We start from the raw sequence: 20,260 nt of genomic DNA, 5'->3' as shown, positions 1-20,260 counted from the left end.
TATGGCTCGCGGCGCGGTGACGGTAGCGTTTGCGGGCGGCGGGCCGCCACCCCATCCGACGGCGGCCCCGGCTGCTGTCGGTCCGGTTGGAGGATACGCATGTCCCAGCGTGGTGAGGCGGTCGCGGCGACCGATGGGGCGGCGTCCCAGCGGTTCCAGATCACGCTCCGCGGTTACGACAAGAGCCAGGTCGACCGCTACGTCGCCCAGTCCGAGAGCGAGCGCACCGCGCTCGCGGCGGAGCGGGGGCAGGCGGTGGCCCAGGTCCGCGACCTCGCCAACCAGCTGCAACAGCAACGGGCCGAGCTGACCGAGCTGCACACCGAGCTGACCGAGCTGCGCGAGCGGCCGCCGCAGATCGACAAGGCGTCGTTCAGCGACCTGGGCCCGATGGTCGACCAGATCATCACGCTCTCCCAGCGGCAGGGCGAGGCGCTGGTCAAGGCCGCCGCCGAGCGGGGCGCCGACCTGGAGGCGCAGGCGGAGCGGGCGCTGGCCGACGCGCGCGAGATGGCCGAGCGGATCCGGGCCGACGGCGAGGCCGCGCACGAGCGCAGCGTGCAGGCGGCCAAGCGGGTCGACGAGGAGAGCGCCCAGCGGGCCGAGCAGGCACGCGCCGACGTCGAGGCGATGCTGGAGGCGGGCCGCACGCAGGCCCAGCAGGAGACCGAGGCGGCCCGCGCGCACACGCGCCAGGAGCTCAACCAGTGGCAGGCCACTGTGGAGCGGGAGATCGGCGAGCGGCGTACGACCGCCGAGCGCGACCTGGCCGAGCAGATGACCGCCGCCCAGGCGAAGATGGCCGACGAGCGTTCGCAGGCCGAGCAGAGCGCCGCCACGCTGCTGGCCGAGGCGCAGCAGCACGCGGCCGACATCCGGCGCCGGGCCGACGAGCAGCAGGCCAGCCACCAGCAGCAGCTCCAGCTCGTGCAGCAGGAGATCCAGATGCGCCGGCAGGCGCTGGCCCAGATGCAGAGTGAGCTGGAGGCCGGGCAGGAGCAGCTCACCCGCGTGCGCCACGACGGCGACGTCGCCGAGCGCGAGTTGGCCGAGCTGCTCCAGCAGTTGGGGGTCGTCCGGCAGGATCTGGCCGCCCAGCTCGAGCGGCTGGAGGAGGCGCGCGGCTCGGCCGACTCGGCCGAGCGCCACGCCAAGGAGGTGCGCGCCCGCGTGCAGCGGGAGGCGAAGCGGGTCGCCGACCTGGCCGCCGCCGCGGTGATGGCGGCCGCCGCGAGCAACGTGGCGACGGGGGAGTTCCCGCAGGTGGCGCCGAGGCAGCAGCCGGCACCGGCGGCCGAGGCGGTCCCGGCGCCCGAGCCCGCGCAGGTGCCGGAGCCCGCCTCCGCCCCGGAGCCTGTGCCCGCCCGGAGCCTCTTCGAGCCGGGCCCGCGCAACGGCCAACCGGAGCCGGGCAACGGCCACGCCGAGCCAGGGCTCTACGGCAACGGCCACGCCGAGCCCGGATACGCCAACGGCCATCCGGAGGGCGGCAACGTCGTACCGGTGCAGCCCGGACCCCGGATGGCCGAGTAGCCGTTCGGGTCGCCCCGGGCCGGACCAGCCAGCCCGGGGCGTCGCCCGGCTAGGTGGCGGAACAGGTCGGCGTCATGCCCGTACCGACACCGGTGCCCTGGAAGCCGAACTCGGTCGACTGCCCGGCGGCGATGCGGCCGTTGTAGCTGACGTTGGTGAAGTTGATCGCGCCGGTGTTGCCGCTGCGCTGCGTGTTCCAGGCATTGGTCACGGTGGCACCGGATGGCAGCGTCATCCTCACGGTCCAGCCGTTGGTGCCCGACGATCCGGCGGTGACCCGTACCGTCGCGACGAACCCGCCGGTCCAGGAGTTGAGCGACACCGTCGCGGTGCAGCCACCGCCGCCCGGCGGCGGGGTGGTCACCGGGGGCGTGGTGGGCGGGTTGCTGGTCGGCGGGTTGCTCGTGGGCGGGTTGCTGGTGGGCGGGGTGGTCGGGGTGACGCCGTTGTTCAGTGCCTGGAGCACCGCGTCGTACGCCGCCTTCTTGTTGCCGTTGCCGTCGAACAGCAGCGGGTTCTGGCTGGCCCGCCACGAGTCCGAGTCACGGATGCCCCACACCGTGATGCCGGTGCAGCGCGAGACGGCGAGGCAGTCGTTGACCACGTTGCGGTACCACGTGGCGTTCGCGTTCTCGATGTCCAGCTCGGTGATCTGCACGTCGACACCGAGGGCCGCGAAGCTGGAGAGCGTGGTGCGGTAGTTGCTCGGGTACGGCGACTGGTTGTTCAGGTGGGACTGGAGGCCGACGCAGTCGATCGGGACGCCGCGCTGTTTGAAGTCCTGGACCATGCGGTAGACGGCCTGGGTCTTGGCGTGTGTCCAGTCGTCGGTGTTGTAGTCGTTGTAGCAGAGCTTGGCGTTGGGGTCGGCGGCCCGTGCGGCGCGGAAGGCGGCCTCGATCCAGTCGTTGCCGGTGCGCTGCAGGTTGGAGTCGCGGCGGGCGCCGCTGGAGCCGTCGGCGAATGCCTCGTTCACCACGTCCCAGGAGTGGATCTGTCCACGGTAGTGGGTCGCGACCTGGGTCACGTGGTTGAGCATCGCGTTGCGCAGGGCGGTGCCGGACATGTTCTGCATCCAGCCGGGCTGCTGTGAGTGCCAGGCCAGCGTGTGGCCGCGCACGGCCATGCCGCGGGAGCGGGCGTGCTGCACGATCCGGTCCGCGTTGGTGTAGTTGAACTGGTTCTGGTTGGGCTCGGTCGCGTCGATCTTCATTTCGTTCTCGGGCGTGACCGAGTTGAACTCACGGTTGAGGATCGTCGTGTAGACGTTGTCGCTCAGCTTGTTGGCCGCGACGGCGGCACCGAAGTAGCGACCGCCCCGCTCGGCGGCGGACGCGCCGAGCGTGGTGGCGGCGGTGGCGGTGCCCGCCATCACCGTCGTGATCGCGGCAACGGCGGCCACACCGGTCAGGAGAGCCGACCAGGTGGCGGCGATTCTCGCCCTCCGCCGCCGATTCTGCTTTGTCATCACTGCCTCTTTCGCACGTGGGGTGGGGTGCCGCGATGGCATGTGGCCACGCGACCAGGTGGGACCGTCCCGCGCGTTGGCTCGCGACAGGTACGGCGACATCGGCCGGGGTGCCACTCCGCCAGGCCCGTGGTGCTCGATCCGCACGACTGTCCGGGCCGAGGCCCAGATGCAGCTCAGGTTACGAAAGATTTCCGGTAAATCCAAGTCCTACGATGGATCAATGCTCGGCGATCCCCTTCCTGGCGGGTCGCGACCCGAGGTGACGGATAGCCGACGCTTCCGCGGTTGTCTCCCGGGTCCGCCTTCCCGCATGATCGGTTGCCGGTCGTTCCACTGTGGCTTTCTCCCCCGAAGGGTGTGTCCCATGACCGCCAACGAGGTGCGGGTACCGTCCGAGGCCGTCTCCGGCGACGACATCGCCGGCCCGTCGACCGCCCTGCTCCGCGCCATCAAGCTGCTCCCCACCGAGCAGGAGCTGAGCCAGGCGCGCGGTTTCTCCTCGGCCTTCTCCGGCCCGCCGGAGAGCGTCGCCCTCATCGAGGCCGGCGCGACCGCGGCGAGCAAGTGGTGGGCGGCGGGGCTGAGCGGCGCGGTGGTGGCCGCTTGGGCGGCGGTGCGCGGATGGTGGTCGTCCAATCCGGACAACCAGCAGGTGGCGCTCTGGGTCGGCGCGATCGTCACCGCCGCCGCGATCCTCGGCATCGCCTACCTGCTCGCCTCCGACGTGCGCGGGCGGGCCGCGGTGGCGACCGAGACCGTGCGGGCGCGGGCCAGCGTCGCCGAGGCGTTCGTACGCGCGGCGCGGCAGGCCAGCGCCGACAGCGGCGCCGGGCGGGCCGCCCGGCCGGACGGCCACCTGGTCGCCTTCCTGCCCGGCGTCGTCGCCGAGCACACCGCCAAGGCCGGCGCCGACGAGGGCGGCTGGCGCGTGCTCGCCGTCATGACCGACGGTGACCAGAGCACGCGCTACCTGGTGGGCAAGGACAATCTGCACGAGTGGGTCGACGCCGCCGTGATCCGCCTCCCGGCAGCCCCATAGCGGACATTCCACAATAGACAAGACGAGTTGTGGCGTCGGTGGCGCCCTAAGTCGTCTTGATCGCGGTCTGCGGTGCGGGGGTAGTGACAGGGAAGGCCGGAGGCGAGAGAAGCACCTCGCGCGGGCAGGCCGAAGCGAGCACACCACCATGATCCCGACAATTTCCCTGTCTTTGCCGCTTCCCGCTACGGACGAGGCGGCAAAGTCCCCGACATTGCTTTCACGCGCCGCGTACCGTCGACTCCGGCACGGCCATGGTCACCTACCGTGCGATCGACTGACCGTCCGGCCGAGGGCGGGGCGCCCGCGCCGTCGCTGACATCTTGCGTCCGTGGCGACAACACGGGGAGCGGTCGACGCCGCAGAGCCGCCGAACCGTCCCCGCCGTCCCTGAGGCGTGGGCACATATCTGGGCTATTGGACTGACATTAGGACCTTAGTCCGTGTACGATCCCTGGTCAGCGGGTGTCTGGGCTGGTGGGCCGTCCGGCTGATGGCCAACCTCGACCCATAATGGTCTAATCATTATTCCAACTAACAGGGGGTCGCATGCCGGACGTGGATTCGTCGATCGACGTGGAGATGCCGCCGGGGACCGAGGTCATCCTCACCATCGGCGTGGCCTTCGAGGCGTGGGACGGCCTGCCGATGACCAAGATGGCGATGACCCCGGAGTTTCCGGAGGAGGCCAAGCGGCTCGGCAAGACCGACTGGACCTCGGTGTCGTGGTACGAGTACGGCGCCACCACCGGCCTGCCCCGGCTGGCCCGCGTCTTCGACGAGCTGGACGTGAAGGTCTCGCTCTCCACCAGCGCCCGCGCGGTCGAGCTCTACCCCGACCTCGCCAACCAGTTGGTCAGGTCCGGGCACGAGCTGGTCGGCCACGGCTACTCCCAGTCGCAGCGGATGTTCCTGCTGGACGAGGAGCAGGACCTGGCCGAGGTGCGCCGCTGCACCGCGATCCTGGAGAAGCTCACCGGCGTGCGCCCGGTCGGCTGGTCCAGCCAGGGCGGGCAGCGTGGCGACCACACGGTGAGCAGCCTGCTGCGCGAGGGCTACCGGTACTGCAAGGACTTCCGCCACTCCGACGTGCCCGTCGTGGTCGGCCGCGACGGCGACCGCAAGCTCATCGCGATGCCCCGCATGGACGAGGTGAACGACGCGGTGCTCTTCCGCCGCTTCGGCGCGCCGCCCAGCGTCTTCGTGGAGATCTTCCAGCGCGGCTTCGACCAGGTCCGCAGCGAGGTGACCGACCAGCCCCGGATCGTCTCGGTCACGCTGCACCCCACCTACTACGGCCGGCCGTTCGGCGTCTCCGCGCTCCGCGAGTGCGTGGAGTACGCCCGCCGCCATCCGAACGTGTGGATCTGCCGGCGCCGCGACGCCGCCGCCCACTTCCAGCGAGTCCTCGACTAGCCACCAGACTCGACTAGCCACCAGACCGGAAGGTGTCCACGATGCAACACGACTGCGCCGTATGCCGCCAGCGGACCGACAGCGGCTCCGCGGTGGAGGAACGCTTCATCGACGACCAGATCGCCTGGCCGGGGTCGTACCGCACGGCGGTCAACATCGTCTTCAACTACCAGGGCAACGAGGCCGCCAAGCCGGGGCCGAACGGGCGGGTCGACTACGAGACCTACACCGAGCAGGAGTACGGCCGCACCAAGGGCATCGCCCGGGTCCTGCGGGTCCTGCGCGAGCGCGAGGTCAAGGCGACGTTCACGATCTGTGGCGCGATCGCCGAGCACTACCCCGACACGGTGCTCGCCATCGCGGCCGACGGGCACGAGATCGCCGGGCACGGCTACCACCACGAGGTGGTGACGAACATGCCCAAGGAGCAGGAACGGGAGATCTTCCAGGCGACGCTGGGCATCCTGCGGCAGCTCACCGGCGCGCCGGTCACCGGCTGGCGCTCGTGCCACCAGAGCCCGCACACGCCCGAGCTGGTGCTGGAGGAGGGGCTCAAGTACAACAGCAACTCGTTCGTCACCGACCTGCCGTACCTGCTGACGATGGGCGACCGGACCGGCGTGGAGGTGGTCCGGCAGCCCTTCGGCGACATGCGCACGTACGGGCGCACCGGCTTCGGCGGCGACCCCGAGGTGGCGTTCGAGATCTGGCGCACCACCTTCGACACGCTGCACGCTGAGTCGGTCGACGGCCCGGTGTACGTGCCGTACTCGCTGCATCCGTTCATCAGCGGGCGGCCCGGCCGCAGCGACGCCCTGGCCAAGCTGATCGACCACGTCCAGGGCCGGGAGGGCGTCTGGATCTCGACCAGCGACGAGGTCGCCGACGCGGTCCTGGCGTCGGCCGCCGCGCACCGGGAAACGGTCGATGCCTGAGCCGGCGGCGCCCGCGCCGCTGACCCGGGACGGCTCGGTGGTCGGCATCGTGGGCTGGGGCAAGATGGGCCGCGAGATCGGCGGCTGGCTGCTGCGCGACGGCTGGCGCGTGGTCGCCACCGACGTCGGCGCGGACGCCCGGTCGGCGGCCGCCGAGGCGGGCGCCCGGGCTGTGGAGAGCGCCGGCGAGGTCGCCGCGGCCAGCGACCTGATCCTCGTCGTGGTGGTCGACGACGCGCAGGTCCGGCAGGTGCTCGAAGGCGCGGAGGGGATCCTCGCCGCGGCCCGGCCGGGCAGCGTCGTCGCGGTGAGCGCGTCGATCCGGCCGGACACCTGCCAGGAGCTGGCGCCGCTGGCGGAGGCGCGCGGCGTACACCTGATCGACGCGGCCCTCGTCGGCGGTGAGCACGGCGCGCGCACCGGCGGCCTGACGCTGATGTGTGGCGGCGCCGAGGCGGTGCTGGACGCCTGCCGCCCGGCGCTGGCCGCGTTCGCCACGCACGTCTGCCTGGTCGGCCCGGTCGGCGCCGGACAGGTCGCGAAGATGGTCAACAACCTGCTGCTCTTCGCCACGCTGCGGGCCGACTACGAGGCGCTGCGGCTGGCCCGCGCGCTGGGGATCGAGCCCAACAAGCTGCGCCCGTTCATCGGCGCCGGCAGCGGGGCCAACCGGGCGCTGACCGACTGGGCGTACCACCATCCGAACCATCCGCGGCGGGGCGTCGAGCGCTCGATCGAGGTGGCCGAGGAGCTGGGCGTGCAGATGCCGCTGTTCCGGGCGCTCGCGCCGCTGCTCGACGGCTTCGACGCCACCGTCCTGGACGAGGTGCGGTGAGCGTGGCGTACCCCGGCTTCCGCCTGGACGGCAAGGTCGCGCTGATCGCCGGCGTGGGCGAGAACATGGGGCTGGCGATCGCGCGGGCCTGGAACGCGGGCGGTGTGAAGCTCGCCCTCACCGATCTGCGCCCGGAGCCACTCGCGAAGGCCGCCGAGGCGGTGGCGGGAGACGTCCTGGCGCTCACCGGCGACGTCCGGGAGCCCGCCGACTGCCAGCGCTGGGTCGAGACCGTCGTGAGTGTCCATGGTGGACTCGACGTGGTCGTGTGCAGCGTCGGGCGCAGCTCCTTCGGGCACTCGCTGGAGATGCCGGCGCAGCTGTTCCGGCAGGAGCTGGAGAGTACGGTCACCGGCAGCTTCAACGTGGCGCAGGCGGCCGGGCGGGCGATGGCCGAGGCCGGCAAGGGCGGCCGGATCATCCTGTTCAGCTCGGGCGCCGCGGGCAAGGCCCGCAAGGGCGGCGTCTCGCACTCGGCGGCCAAGGCGGCGGTCAACATGCTCACCAAGGTGCTCGCCCTGGAGCTGGGCGAGTACGGCATCACGGTCAACGCGATCTCGCCCGGCCTGGTGCCGCGCGCCGGCCACGTCTCCACGGACGACTACCGCGAGGCGGTGCGGCGCAGCCTGCCGCTGGGCCGGCTGGGCGCGCCGGAGGACGTCGTCGCGGCCGCCACGTTCCTCGCCGCGCCCGAGTCCGGCTGGGTCACCGGCGAGATCCTGCACGTCGACGGCGGCTCCGGCGCGGGCGACGCGGCCGCACCGGCGCACACGGCGACGCCGCGCAGCGTGTTCTAGAAAGGGCTCTTCAGTGTCAGAACCGACCGACATCCACATCAACGCGAACGGCATCCGCCAGCACGGCATCGAGTGGCGCGGCGGCGACGGCGCGCACCTGGTCCTGCTGCTGCACGGGTGCGGCTCGAACTGCTGGAACTGGTACCCCCTCGGCAAGCGCCTCGCCGAGCGGTTCGGTGACCGGGTCCGGGTCGTCGCGCTCGACCACCGCGGCTGCGGCGACAGCGAGCGGCCGGCGACCGGGTACAGCCCGGACATCTGCGCGCAGGACGTGCTGGCGGTACACGAGCAGCTGACCGACGGACCGGTGACGCTGGTCGGCCACTCCCGGGGCGGCTGGCTGAGCGCGTACATCGCCGGGCGCTTCCCCGACCGGGTCGCCGGCCTGGTGCTGGTCGACCCGGCCCGCATGGTGTGGCCCTCGCGGGAGGCGGCGGACGCGTTCTACGACCGGGTCGGGCGCGGGCTCGGGCCGTTCGACACCTTCGAGGACGCGGTGGAGAACGCCAAGCGGGGGCATCCGCTGGCCGTGTGGTCCGAGGACCGGCTGCGCGGGCTGCGGTTCGGCCTGCGCGAGGAGGGCGGCAAGCTGGTCGGCAAGCTGCCCCGCGAGGTGCTGGCCCAACTGCGGGCGGTGCGGCTCGACTCCGACGAGGTCGGCCCGTACCTGCCCCAGGTGACCGCGCCGACCCTGCTGCTGGTCGCCTCGACCAGCGACGAGCGGCGGCAGGGGGAGAAGCTGGCGTACGGCGAGGGGATCGACGGCGCCGAGGTGCGGTTCTTCCCGACCAGTCACTACATGCACGTGGACGCGCCGGACGACATCGCCGGCACGGTCGGCGAGTTCCTGGCCCGCCGCGTGGGCGCGCTGGCCGGCGTGGGCGCCTGACCCGCCAGCCGGACACCGCCCGTCCGGCCGATCGTCGGCAACGATCCGGTTACATCCGGCCGCTGTTCTTGCGGCGAAACATGTCGACACTATGGTTAGTCCAATGGTCCATTGATCCTTCAGGGGCGAACAGATGAGGCTTTCCTTACGTCGAGCGGGCGCGGTGCCCCGGACCATCGCGGTGGCGGTCGCCGCGGTCCTGGTGGCGACCGCGTGCGGCTCGTCAGACGACGGCGACACCAACAGCACCGACAGCGCGCGCCCCCAGGTGGGCGATCCGCCGAAGGGCAGCATCGTGGTCCGCCAGTACGCGGGCATGCGCAGCTCGGACCCGTTCAGCGACAGCAACACGTCGAGCTGGCAGTTCTACCGGCAGGTCTTCGAGGGCCTGGTCACCGTCGACGCGCGGTTGCAGCCGAAGCCGCTGATCGCCGAGTCCTGGACGGTCAACGACAACGCCACCGAGTTCACCTTCAAGATCCGTGATGGCCTCTTCTTCCACAACGACCAGCCGATCACGGCCGACGACGTGAAGTACTCGCTGGAGTACTTCCACGCCAACGCCGAGTTCGACAACGAGCTGGGCGACGTGAAGAGCGTCGACGTGGTCGACCCGCTGACCGTCTCCATCAAGCTCGGTGAGCCGAAGGCGTCGCTCGTGGACGACCTCGCCGCGCCGATCAGCGCCGTCATCGTCCCCAAGGGCTCGGCCGACGGCGGCGCGCAGGCGACCAAGCCGATCGGCAGCGGACCGTACAAGGTGGAGGTCTTCGAGCCCGAGGTGCGGGCGGTGGTCGTGCCGTTCGAGAAGTACAAGCCGATCGACGCCGAGCCGGACGGGCTCGCCGGGCGGCGCCAGGCGATGCTGGAGCGGGTCGAGTTTCAGGTCGTGCCCGAGGACGGCGCGGCCGCCGCGGGCCTGGAGACCGGACAGTTCGATGTGGACATCCGCGTGGCGCCGTCCGAGGCCGAGCGGCTGGACGCCCTGCCCGACGTGAGCGTGCTCAAGAGCGACGGGTCGAGCTGGACGGTGCTCTCGCTCAACCTCGCCTCCGGGGCGCCGATCGACAACCTCAAGGTGCGGCAGGCGATCACGTACGCGCTGGACCGCCAGAAGTTCCTGGACGTCACCAACTTCGGCTACGGCCGGGTCACCGGCGGGTACGTGCCGCCGGAGGTGCACTGGTTCGTCCCCGGCGCGCACGACTACTGGCCGTACGACAACGACCCGGAGAAGGCGAAGCAGCTGCTCCGGGAGGCCGGCTACAACAACGAGCCGATCGAGCTGATCGCCGGCGGCCCGGCGTACCAGGGCTCCAACGCGGTCGTCGCCGAGCAGCAGCTCAAGGCGGTCGGCCTCAACGTCAAGGTGAACAAGCTGGAGCACGCCACGTTCCTGTCCCGGGGCGTCGGCGGCAAGTACCAGATGAACTCGGCCGGCGGCGCCTTCATGACCACGCCGGACGTCTTCTACATCCGGTACTACTGCAACGCCAGCAAGCGGTACGGCTACTGCAACCCCGAGTACGACCGCATCTACGACGAGGCCACCGGCACGGTCGACCAGGAGAAGCGCAAGGCGCTCTTCGCCCAGCTGGAGAAGATGCTCAAGGACGACGCGGTCATCCTGCCGCTCTACCTCAGCGGGACGCTCTACGGCGCCAACGAGCGGGTGAAGGGCTTCGAGGCGGACACGTTCGACTCCGTCCGCCTCTGGAACGTGTGGGTCACCGACTAGGGAGTGCCCGTTGTTCAGGTACATCGTCAAGCGTCTGCTCCACACGATCCCGACCCTCTTCCTGCTCGCGGTGGGGCTGTTCATCCTCGTGCGGGTGGTGCCGGGGGACCCGGTGCTCGCGATGGTGGGGGAGAACGCGACCCCGGAGCAGATCGAGGCGCTGCGCGAGCAGCTCAACCTGAACGACCCGATCCACACGCAGTTCCTGGCGTGGCTCGGTGACCTGGCCCGCGGCGACTTCGGCAACTCCGTACAGCTGCGGCGCCCGGTCACCGACCTGATCACGCCACGCATCCCGGTCACCCTGACGCTGGCCATCCTGGCCACGCTGCTCACGGTCGTGCTGGCCATCCCGGCCGGGGTGCTGGCGGCGGCGCACAAGGGCCGGGCCGCCGACCGGTTGGCGCTCTCCGCCAGCCTGGTCGGCGTCTCGGTGCCGAGCTTCTTCGTCGGCATGATGCTGATGCTGGTCTTCGCGGTGAACCTGCGCTGGTTCCCCACCTCCGGATACCGGCCGCTCAGCGAAGGGCTCTGGACGTCGTTACAGGGCTTCGTACTCCCGGCGGTCACGCTCGGCGCCCTGTACGCGGCGGTCGTGACCCGGATGAGCCGCACCTCGATGCTGGAGGTGCTCTCGCAGGACTACGTGGTGACCGCCCAGGCATCCGGCTTCGGGCGGCGCCGCGTGCTGTACCGGCACGCGCTGAAGAACGCGCTGATCCCCATCGTCACCGTCGTCGGGCTCAACCTGGGCAGCCTGCTCGGCGGCAGCCTGGTCACCGAGCGGGTCTTCAACCTGCCCGGCCTCGGCACGCTGCTGCTGTCCAGCATCGAGCGGCGGGACTATCCGGTCATCCAGGCCATCGTCCTGCTCGTGACGCTGACCTACGTGGTGATCAATCTGATCGTCGACATCGTGTACGCGATGCTGGACCCCCGGGTGCGTTATGCCGACTGACGTATTGACTCCCTCTACTGTGGACATCCCACCGGTTCGCCGCCGGTCCTCGGTGCTGCGCCAGTTGGGCTGGATGCCGATCACCGGTTTCGTGGTGGTCGCGGTCGTCATCGTGGTGGCCGTGCTGGCGCCGTGGATCATGCCGCACGACCCGCTCGTGCCAACCTCGTCGGAGCGGTTCGCCGGACCGTCGGCCGAGCACTGGTTCGGCACCGACGGGTACGGGCGGGACGTGTTCAGCCGGATGCTGCTCGGCTCCCGGGTCTCCATCTTCGTCGGCTTCGTCGTCACCTCGGCGGTGCTGCTGGTCGGCGGCCTCCTGGGGCTGGTCGCCGGCTACATGGGCGGCGTCGTCGACGCGGTGATCGGCCGGATCGTGGACGTGCTGCTCGCGGTGCCGGGCATCCTGCTCGCCATCGCGATCGTGGCGTTCCTCGGTCCCGGCATCCAGAACGTCTGCATCGCCATCTCGATCAACCAGTTGCCGGCGATGATCCGGGTCGTCCGCGGCGCCACGCTCTCGGTGCGCAAGCGGCCGTTCGTCCGCGCCGGCCGGGCCGTCGGCATGGGGCACACGCGGCTGCTGCTGCGGCACATCGGGCCGTTCGTGCTCGGTGTGGCGATGGTGCAGGCCACGCTCGGCTTCGCCGACGCGGTGCTGTACGAGGCGGCGTTGAGCTACCTCGGCATCGGCGTCCAGTTGCCGGAGCCGACCTGGGGCAACATGATCAGCGAGGCCCAGTCGTTCCTGACCCGCCAGCCGCTCAACGCGATCTTCCCCGGGCTGGGCCTGACCGTCCTGCTGCTCGGCGTGAACTTCGTCGGCGACGGCCTGCGCGACGTCTTCGACCCGGAGGGGCGGTACCGGAGTTGAGTGGTCCTGAAAGCAGCGCCCCGGCCGCCGCGCGGCCCGCGGTGGGCGCGGACCCGGCGCCGTTGGTGGATCTCGGCAACCTGCGCGTGACGTTCCGGCTGCCGGACCGGGACGTGCCGGCCGTACGCGGGGTGAGCCTGACCGTGGCCGAGGGCGAGGCGGTCGGCATCCTCGGCGAGTCCGGCTCGGGCAAGAGCGTCACCGGCCGCACGCTGCTCGGGCTGCTGCGGACGCCGCCGGCCCACATCGAGGTCGACCACCTGCGCTTCCGTGGCGAGGACATGACCGCGGCGATGACCGGCCCCAACTTCAGCGCCCAGGCGACCAAGCGGTTCGCGATGATCTTCCAGAACCCGTTCACCGCGCTGAACCCGGTGTTCCGCATCGGTACGACGCTCTGCGAGGTGCTCGTCAAGCGGCGCGGCATGAGCCGGGCGGACGCGCGGCGGGCGGCGGTGGAGCTGCTCGACGCGGTGCGGATCAGCGACGCCCGCAACCGGCTGCGCAGCTATCCGCACGAGTTCTCCGGCGGTATGCAGCAGCGCATCATGATCGCGCTCGCGCTGGCCCTGGAGCCGGAGGTGCTGATCGCCGACGAGCCCACCACCGCGCTCGACGTCACCGTGCAGGCGCGCATCCTCGACCTGCTCCGGGAGATCCAGCGGGAGCGGCGGATGGGGATGATCTTCATCAGCCACGACCTCGACGTGGTCTCCGAGGTGACCTCGCGCGTGTACGTGATGTACGCCGGCCGGATCGTGGAGACCGGGCCGGTCGACTCGCTCTCCCGCCAGCCCAGGCATCCGTACACGCGGGGGCTGTGGGCCTCGGCGCCGCGGCTGGACCGGTACAAGACCCGGCTGCCGGCCATCCCCGGCAACCCGCCGGCCCCCGGGCAGGCGCCACCGGGGTGCGCGTTCCATCCGAGGTGCCGGCTCGCCACCGACATCTGCGCCACCGAACGCCCCGAGCCGCGGGCCGTGGCCGAGGAGGCGCTGGTCGCCTGCCACCACGCCGACAAGGCGGCCGCGTGATGGGCGAGAACGGTCGTCTCCCGCTGCTGGAGGTGCGGGACCTGCACAAGCACTACCGGGTGCACGCCAACCGGTGGGGCGGCCGGGCGGACACGCTGCGCGCCGTCGACGGAGTCTCGCTCACCCTCCACCGGGGCGAGACGCTGGGGCTGGTGGGCGAGTCCGGCTGCGGCAAGAGCAGCCTCGCCAACGCCATGCTGATGCTCGACCCGCCCACCTCGGGCGCGGTCGTCTTCGCCGGCGAGGACCTGACCCGGATGCGGCCCCGGGAGCTGCGCCGGACCCGGCGCCGGCTCCAGGTGGTCTTCCAGGACCCGTACTCGTCGCTGAACAACCGCATGACGGTCGGCCAGATCGTCGGCGAGCCGCTGCTGGTGCACCGCATCGGCGACGGCGCGGCGGAGCGGCGGACCCGCGTGGCGCAGGTACTGGAGAGCGTGGGGCTCAGCGAGCGGGACGCCCGCCGGTACCCGCACGAGTTCTCCGGCGGCCAGCGCCAGCGGATCGGCATCGCCCGCGCCCTGGTGACCCGGCCGGAGGTGGTGATCTGCGACGAGCCGGTCTCCGCGCTGGACGTGTCGGTGCAGGCCCAGGTGCTCAACCTGCTCCAGGACCTCCAGGCCGAGTACGAGCTGTCGTACCTGTTCATCAGCCACGACCTGTCGGTGGTGGCGCAGCTGGTGGACCGGGTCGCGGTGATGTACAAGGGCGAGATCGTGGAACAGGGCGACGTGCGCGGGGTCTTCACCGAGCCGGCGCACGAGTACACCCGCAGGCTGCTGGACGCCGTACCCGGGCGCCGCTCGCGCGAAGACCCGTGACCGGGGGCCGCTCGGTCCTGCGGATTCCCGAGTTTCGCCGGTACTGGGCCGGCGTGCTCGCCGTGCAGGTCGGCTCGTTCGGCACCAACAGCGCGATCCTCTACCACGTGTACGCGGTGACCGGCTCGCTCACGCAGACCGGGCTGGTCGGCGCGGCACAGGTACTCGCGCTGCTCGGGGTGAGCCCGTTCGCCGGCGCGCTGGCCGACCGGCTCGACGGCCGGCGGATCCTGCTCGCCGTCTACTGCGTGATGGGGGCGGTCGCCACCGCGCTGGCGCTGCTGACGGTCACCGGCCGGGTCGCCTCCTGGCAGATCCTGGCCGCGGTCGTGCTCGTCACGGCCGGTACCTCCCTCGACCATCCGACCCGGCAGGCGATGCTGCCGGCGCTGGTCGGCCGGGAGCGGCTCGGGCAGGCGGTCGCGCTGATCAACCCCTCCCGCGAGGTGGCGGTACTCGTCGGCGCGTCCGTGGCCGGGCTGCTGATCGCCGTACGCGGACCCGAGCTGATGTACGGGCTGGCGGCGGTCCTGCTGCTGGTACAGGTCGCGGTGGTGGCCGCCCTGCCGGCCCGGGTCTTCGCGCGGGAACGGGACCGGTCCGAGCCGTTCCTCAAGGCCATCGCCCGCGGCGTCGGGTACGTGCGGCGGCGCACGCTGCTGTGGCGGCTCATGGCGCTCGACCTCTCCGCGACCGTGCTCAGCGCGTACCGCGTGGTGCTGCCCAGCCTCGCGGTGGACGTGCTGCACGTCGGTCCACAGGGGTACGGCCTGCTCGCCGGCGCCCCCTCGGCCGGCGCCCTGCTCGCCAGCTACGTCGGCTACCTCACCGTGCTCCGGGTCCGGCGGCTCGGCTGGGTCCTGGTCTGCTGCGCCGCGCTGCACGCGCTCGGCGCGATCCTGCTCGCCCAGGCGCCGGTGCTCGCGCTGGCGCTGGTGGGCGCGGTGGTGATCGGCGCGAACGACGCGGTGGCCACGACCATCAACCACACCGCGGTGCAGCTCGACACGCCGGACCGGTACCGAGGCCGCGTGCTCGCCTTCCACCAGATGGCCTCGCGGGGCGGGCCCGCCGTCGGCAACGTACTCGTCGGTGCCGCCGCCGGCGCGCTCGGGCCGGTGGTGGCGCTGAGCATCGGCGGGCTCGGCTCGCTCGCCGTGGCGCTGCGGTTCGGGGCCCGCCCCAACGAGCTGCGCGACTACCGCCGCGAGTGAGGGCTCAACCCGGGCTCCAGCCGCGTTCCAGGGCCGCCGGTTAGCGTGAACGATCTCGTCTCATGGAGGTCGTCGTGGACGCGGAAACGCCTGGGCAGCGCGGGCCGCTCCAGGCGAGCCAGGCGATCGCGCCCCAGATGGCGGCGGCGACCAGGCTGCCGCCGAGCTGCGACAGCGGGATGGAGCCGACCCAGATCAGGGGCAGGGCGAGCGCGAGCGGCCGGGGCAGCGCGCGGCGGCGGTAGGCGACGACCGCCAGCAGGATCGAGCCGATCGCCCACAGCGCGTTGGCCGGCAGCGCGAGCGCGGGAAACCACGAGTAGTCCTCGCCGTTGAGGTTGGTGGCGGTCATGGCGAACGCCAGCAGCGCGGTGCCGGCGACCGCCATCCACGAGCCGGCGCGGGCCGGGCCGCCGATGGCGCGGCCGAGCGTGAGGTAGCCGGGCATCCACAGCACGAGCGCGGCGGCGAAGAGGGCGAGCAGCACGTGTTCGCCGCCGTCGATGAGCGGGTCGGTGTCGGTGGGGCGCACGGCCTGGATGGCGCCGGCGACAGCCGCCAGGGCGGTGCCGGCCAGGGCGGTCGCGGCGACGCCCCGGGGGATGTCCACTCGGCTGGCGCGGCTGGAGTCGGCGCCCGTACCCAAGGAAGTTGTCATGGTGGCGACGCTAGGTGGCGGTGCCGGTCGCGGGCGTCGCCCGGCGGGCGCCGAGGCGCAGCCCTCGGCGTTATCTTGGCGTCGGTCGCGCGACTGACGGGCATACCTCTGGCGGTTGATGCTCCAGGTCAGCGGGGATGGCTAGGCTTTCGTCGTGCCTGCTCCGTCCCGCCCGCGACCGGTCGATGTGGCCCTGACCCTCGCGCTGCTGGCCTGGGCCGTGGTCGAGGCGGTGACCGCGCACGGGCCCGGGACGCTGGGGCAGCGGCTGGTGTACGCGGTCGGTGTGACCGCGCCCGTGCTCTGGCGGCGCCGCGCACCGTTGTGGGTGGTCGCGGCGCTGCTGTCCGTCCTGATGGTGCGGATCGCGCTGATGCCGGGCATGGAGGACTCCACGTTCCCGTTCCCCAGCCTGCTCGTGGCCACCTTCTCCGCCGCGCTGTACGCGGAGCGCCGGTGGTCCGCCGCGGCGGCGGGCGTGGCGACCGTCGTCGCGATGCTCTCGATGTTCCCGCTCGGCTACTACGGCGAGCCGGACGGCGTGGGCCAGGTGGTGATCCTGGGCTTCTTCGTCTGCGGCGCGTGGGGGGCCGGCTGGCTGGTGCGGCGCCGCGCCGACTCGGTGCGGGAGGCCGAGCGGGCGACGGGGGAGGCTGTCGCCGAGGAGCGGGCCCGGATCGCCCGCGAGATCCACGACGTGGTCGCCCACTCGCTGTCGATCGTCGCGGTGCAGGCCGGCGCCGCCGAGGCGCTCATCGACGCCGAGCCGGAGACCGCCCGCGAGCACATCGCCGCGGCCCGCCGCACCGCGCGGGAGGCGCTCGCCGAGATGCGGCACGTGCTCGACGTGACCGGCGGCGGGGGCGGGCTGGCGCCGCAGCCCACGCTGGAGCGGGTCGCCGACCTCGTGGATGATGTGCGCGACGCCGGGCTCCCGGTGACGCTGACGGTCGACGGCATCCGCGGGCCGGTGCCCGCCGGGGTCGACCTGGCCGCGTTCCGGATCGTGCAGGAGGCGCTCACGAACGTGCGCCGGCACGCCGGCAACGCGCCGACCACCGTCCGGCTGGGCTACGACGCGGAAGGGATCGACATCGAGGTGAGTAACGCGATGCCCGCGGGGGTCGCGGTCCGCGGCGCGGGCCGAGGCCTGGTCGGCATGCGGGAGCGGGCCCGGCTGTACGGCGGCACGGTCTTCGCCGGCCCCGACGGTGACCGGTTCGCGGTGCGGGCCCGCCTCCCGTGGTCGACCTCATGATCCGAGTGGTGGTGGCCGACGACCACGCGCTGATCCGGTCCGGGCTGGCGGGCATGCTCGGCGCCCAGCCCGACATCACGATCGTCGACGCGGTCGAAGACGGCGCGGAGGCGGTGCGCGCCGCGGCGACGCTCAGCCCCGACGTGGTCGTGATGGACATCCGGATGCCCAAGCTCAACGGCATCGACGCGACCCGGGAGATCCGCCGCCGGTCCGACGCGCCCCGCGTCCTGGTGCTCACGACCTTCGACCTCGACGAGTACGTCTACGAGGCGCTGCGGGCCGGGGCCGGCGGCTTTCTGCTCAAGGACGCGCCGCCCGGCCAGCTCGCCGAGGCGGTGCGGATCGTCGCCGCCGGTGACGCGCTGCTCGCGCCGGCCGTGACCAAGCGGCTGATCGGCCGATACCTGCGGATGCCGCCCGCCCACGCGGTGGCCGAGGCGCTGGGCGAGAAGCTGACCGAGCGGGAGCTGGAGGTGCTGCGGCAGGTCGCGGCCGGCCGGAGCAACGCCGAGCTGGCCGCCTCCATGCACATCTCCGAGGCGACCGTGAAGACCCACGTGAGCCGCGTGCTGACCAAGCTCGGGCTGCGCGACCGCGTACAGGCCGTGGTGTACGCGTACGAGAACGGCCTCGTCACGCCCGGCGGCTGACGGTCGCGCCGCCGCCGCGCCGATCCCGACGAATCGGTCGTACTTTGGGCCGATCTGAATTCGCACCGGCCTTCGTAGGATGGGACCGTGCACCATCGTCTGCGTTCGGTCTGGCGTCTGCGTTCGGTCTGGGAGGAGCCGCGACCTCCGCACGCCCCGGCGCGGGTCTGGCGCGACTGGGCACTGCTGGCGGTGTTCGCGCCGGCGGTGGTGGTCGAAGGGCTCTTCCGGCCCGACCTGCCGTGGCGGGTCGGCTGCGTCGTGGTCGCCCTCGCGCTGCTGCCCACGCTGCTGTGGCGGCGCACACGACCGCTCGTGACGGTGGCGGTCGGCTTCGGCGTGGCCACGGTCGTCCCGTTCGTGCTCGGCGGCGACCCCTGCCACATGTTCACGATGACCTACCTGCTCCTGCTGGTGTACGCGCTGCACCGCTGGGGCTCCGGCCGCGAGGCGGCGATCGGCTCGGTGATCGTCGCGGCCAAGCTGGTGCTCGCCGGGCTCGCCGGCACGATCAGCGGCGGCGAGGTGGTGGCCGGCTTCGCGGTGCTCTTCGGCGTCTCCGCGCTCGGCGCCGCGGTCCGCTACCGGGCCAGCGCGCGGCAGCGGGAGTTCGACCGGGTCAAGCTCCTCGAGCGCGAGCGGATCGCCCGCGACCTGCACGACACCGTCGCCCACCACGTCTCGGCGATGGCGATCCGCGCCCAGGCCGGCATCGCCGCCTCGGCCACGCAGCCCGCCGCCGCGGTCGAGGCCCTGCGGGTGATCGAGGCGGAGGCGTCCCGCGCGCTCGCCGAGATGCGCGCGATGGTCCGCGTCCTCCGCCGCGACCAGCCCGCCGAGCTGGCGCCGAGCCCGCAGGTCGCCGACATCGAGCGGCTGGCCGGCCGGTTCCGCGCCGGTCCCGCGGTCGACGTGACCGTGAGCGGCGACCTCGGTGACCTGCCGCCCTCGGTCGGCTCCGCGCTTTACCGGCTCGCGCAGGAGTCGGTCACCAACGCCCGCCGCCACGCCCGGCACGCGACCCGCATCGAGGTGAGCGTCGCCGCCGACGACAGTTCGGTGCGCCTGCGGGTCAGCGACGACGGCGACAGCGGCGCGGTCCGCCCGGCGAGCGCCCCCGGCTACGGCCTGATCGGCATGGTCGAGCGCGCCGACCTGCTCGGCGGCACGTTCGAGGCGGGCCCCAACCCCGACCGGGGCTGGACCGTGACCGCCGTGCTGCCCCGCGCGGGAGTCGCGGCGTGACGGAACGCCACTCCGCACCGGCCGGCCGGGAGGCGGCGTGACCGTGCGCGTGGTCGTCGCCGACGACCAGGAGATCGTCCGCACCGGGCTCACCATGATCCTCAACGCCCAGCCCGGCATCGAGGTGGTCGGCGAGGCGGCCGACGGACGGCACGCGGTCGAGCTGGCCCGGCGGCTCCGCCCCGACGTGTGCCTCTTCGACATCCGCATGCCCGGCATGGACGGCATCGAGGCGACCCGGGCGCTCGCCGGCCCCTCGGTCGGCGATCCGCTCGCCGTCGTCGTCATCACGACCTTCGACCTCGACGACTACGTGTACGCGGCCCTGCGCGCCGGCGCCCGTGGCTTCCTGCTCAAGGAGGCCGGACCGGCCCTGCTCGCCCAGGCGGTGCACGCGGCCGCCGCCGGTGACGCGCTGATCGCGCCGAGCGTGACGACGCGGCTGCTGAAGGCGTTCGCCGACACGGGTCCCGCCGCGCCGCCACGGCAGCCGATCGAGGCACTCACCGACCGCGAGGAGCAGGTGCTGGTCGCCGTCGCCCGGGGGCGCACCAACCAGGAGATCGCCGGCGAGCTGTTCATCACGCTCAGCACGGTCAAGTCGCACATCACCAGCCTCATGACGAAGCTCGGCGTGCGAAACCGGGTCGAGATCGCCATGTGGGCGTACGAGACCAACCGCACGCGCGCCCAGGGCTGACCGCCGCCCGCCTCCGGTGGGCGGCACGGCAGCGGCGCACGGTGCCGGCGTGGCCCCCGACAACTCGCCTCCGTGGCGCCGGTCCCCGTCCGGCGTGGACCTCGCCGCCCTCGGTGTCGCCGAAGGTGCGACCGCGCGCCCCGACCATCGGCGAGGTCGGTCGCGGCCCATGGACCGATGAAGCCGACCGCC

The 20,260-nt window shown here is 72.4% G+C and carries 19 protein-coding genes; 17 read left to right on the top strand and 2 right to left on the bottom strand.

The window, feature by feature from the left end:
- The first annotated feature begins 99 nt into the window (after positions 1–99).
- Positions 100–1,533 carry a coiled-coil domain-containing protein gene (locus tag ACFFIA_RS07675; protein WP_377247630.1) on the top strand — a complete coding sequence of 478 codons (1,434 nt, stop codon included), beginning with the start codon at positions 100–102 and terminating at the stop codon, positions 1,531–1,533.
- Between the two features lie 49 nt (positions 1,534–1,582).
- On the opposite strand, the gene ACFFIA_RS07670 is transcribed toward ACFFIA_RS07675, so the two are convergent.
- Positions 1,583–3,001 (bottom strand): glycoside hydrolase family 10 protein, encoded by a 1,419-nt coding sequence (locus ACFFIA_RS07670; protein WP_377247627.1) that lies wholly within the window; start codon positions 2,999–3,001, stop codon positions 1,583–1,585.
- A gap of 367 nt (positions 3,002–3,368) precedes the next feature.
- Between ACFFIA_RS07670 and ACFFIA_RS07665 the strand changes: the two genes are divergently transcribed.
- The 12 genes from ACFFIA_RS07665 to ACFFIA_RS07610 all read left to right on the top strand — a co-directional run bounded on the left by ACFFIA_RS07665 (position 3,369) and on the right by ACFFIA_RS07610 (position 15,554).
- Positions 3,369–4,043, top strand: coding sequence for a hypothetical protein (locus tag ACFFIA_RS07665; protein WP_377247624.1), 675 nt, complete (start codon positions 3,369–3,371; stop codon positions 4,041–4,043).
- A 549-nt stretch (positions 4,044–4,592) separates the two neighbouring features.
- Complete coding sequence (locus ACFFIA_RS07660) at positions 4,593–5,459, top strand: polysaccharide deacetylase family protein (protein ID WP_377247621.1); 867 nt, start codon at positions 4,593–4,595, stop codon at positions 5,457–5,459.
- Positions 5,460–5,500: 41 nt separating this feature from the next.
- Positions 5,501–6,394 carry a polysaccharide deacetylase family protein gene (locus ACFFIA_RS07655; protein WP_377247618.1) on the top strand — a complete coding sequence of 298 codons (894 nt, stop codon included), beginning with the start codon at positions 5,501–5,503 and terminating at the stop codon, positions 6,392–6,394.
- The gene (locus tag ACFFIA_RS07650; RefSeq protein ID WP_377247615.1) at positions 6,387–7,229 is read left to right on the top strand and encodes an NAD(P)-dependent oxidoreductase; all 843 of its coding nucleotides are present in this window, start codon (positions 6,387–6,389) and stop codon (positions 7,227–7,229) included. Before ACFFIA_RS07655 ends, ACFFIA_RS07650 begins: the two co-directional genes overlap by 8 nt.
- Positions 7,226–8,026: an SDR family NAD(P)-dependent oxidoreductase gene (locus ACFFIA_RS07645; RefSeq protein WP_377247612.1), complete on the top strand. Its 801-nt coding sequence runs from the start codon at positions 7,226–7,228 to the stop codon at positions 8,024–8,026. The genes ACFFIA_RS07650 and ACFFIA_RS07645 overlap by 4 nt, the downstream gene beginning before the upstream one ends.
- Positions 8,027–8,039: 13 nt before the next feature.
- Positions 8,040–8,915 carry an alpha/beta fold hydrolase gene (locus ACFFIA_RS07640; RefSeq protein ID WP_377247609.1) on the top strand — a complete coding sequence of 292 codons (876 nt, stop codon included), beginning with the start codon at positions 8,040–8,042 and terminating at the stop codon, positions 8,913–8,915.
- Between the two features lie 163 nt (positions 8,916–9,078).
- On the top strand, positions 9,079–10,653 hold the full coding sequence (locus ACFFIA_RS07635) for an ABC transporter substrate-binding protein (protein ID WP_377247606.1): 1,575 nt from the start codon (positions 9,079–9,081) through the stop codon (positions 10,651–10,653).
- Between the two features lie 10 nt (positions 10,654–10,663).
- Positions 10,664–11,611, top strand: coding sequence for an ABC transporter permease (locus ACFFIA_RS07630; RefSeq protein ID WP_377247603.1), 948 nt, complete (start codon positions 10,664–10,666; stop codon positions 11,609–11,611).
- Complete coding sequence (locus ACFFIA_RS07625; protein ID WP_377247600.1) at positions 11,601–12,485, top strand: ABC transporter permease; 885 nt, start codon at positions 11,601–11,603, stop codon at positions 12,483–12,485. Before ACFFIA_RS07630 ends, ACFFIA_RS07625 begins: the two co-directional genes overlap by 11 nt.
- Complete coding sequence (locus tag ACFFIA_RS07620; protein ID WP_377247597.1) at positions 12,482–13,519, top strand: ABC transporter ATP-binding protein; 1,038 nt, start codon at positions 12,482–12,484, stop codon at positions 13,517–13,519. Before ACFFIA_RS07625 ends, ACFFIA_RS07620 begins: the two co-directional genes overlap by 4 nt.
- Positions 13,519–14,340, top strand: a complete 822-nt coding sequence (locus ACFFIA_RS07615) for an ATP-binding cassette domain-containing protein (RefSeq protein ID WP_377247594.1) — start codon at positions 13,519–13,521, stop codon at positions 14,338–14,340. Before ACFFIA_RS07620 ends, ACFFIA_RS07615 begins: the two co-directional genes overlap by 1 nt.
- Positions 14,337–15,554, top strand: a complete 1,218-nt coding sequence (locus ACFFIA_RS07610) for an MFS transporter (RefSeq protein ID WP_377247591.1) — start codon at positions 14,337–14,339, stop codon at positions 15,552–15,554. The genes ACFFIA_RS07615 and ACFFIA_RS07610 overlap by 4 nt, the downstream gene beginning before the upstream one ends.
- A 40-nt stretch (positions 15,555–15,594) precedes the next feature.
- On the opposite strand, the gene ACFFIA_RS07605 is transcribed toward ACFFIA_RS07610, so the two are convergent.
- Complete coding sequence (locus ACFFIA_RS07605) at positions 15,595–16,212, bottom strand: hypothetical protein (protein WP_377247588.1); 618 nt, start codon at positions 16,210–16,212, stop codon at positions 15,595–15,597.
- 154 nt (positions 16,213–16,366) lie between these two features.
- On the opposite strand from ACFFIA_RS07605, the gene ACFFIA_RS07600 reads away from it, so the two are divergent.
- The 4 genes from ACFFIA_RS07600 to ACFFIA_RS07585 all read left to right on the top strand — a co-directional run bounded on the left by ACFFIA_RS07600 (position 16,367) and on the right by ACFFIA_RS07585 (position 20,068).
- On the top strand, positions 16,367–17,470 hold the full coding sequence (locus ACFFIA_RS07600; RefSeq protein ID WP_377247585.1) for a sensor histidine kinase: 1,104 nt from the start codon (positions 16,367–16,369) through the stop codon (positions 17,468–17,470).
- Positions 17,467–18,123, top strand: coding sequence for a response regulator (locus tag ACFFIA_RS07595; RefSeq protein WP_377247582.1), 657 nt, complete (start codon positions 17,467–17,469; stop codon positions 18,121–18,123). The genes ACFFIA_RS07600 and ACFFIA_RS07595 overlap by 4 nt, the downstream gene beginning before the upstream one ends.
- 87 nt (positions 18,124–18,210) lie before the next feature.
- Positions 18,211–19,368 (top strand): sensor histidine kinase, encoded by a 1,158-nt coding sequence (locus tag ACFFIA_RS07590; RefSeq protein ID WP_377247579.1) that lies wholly within the window; start codon positions 18,211–18,213, stop codon positions 19,366–19,368.
- 37 nt (positions 19,369–19,405) lie between these two features.
- The gene (locus tag ACFFIA_RS07585; protein WP_377247576.1) at positions 19,406–20,068 is read left to right on the top strand and encodes a response regulator transcription factor; all 663 of its coding nucleotides are present in this window, start codon (positions 19,406–19,408) and stop codon (positions 20,066–20,068) included.
- Positions 20,069–20,260: the final 192 nt, after the last annotated feature.

Origin of the sequence: Phytohabitans kaempferiae (assembly GCF_042433955.1) — a bacterium.
GTDB lineage: Bacteria > Actinomycetota > Actinomycetes > Mycobacteriales > Micromonosporaceae > Phytohabitans > Phytohabitans kaempferiae.
Note: the sequence above shows the minus strand (reverse complement) of the source record. Positions and strands in the feature narration are given on the sequence as shown.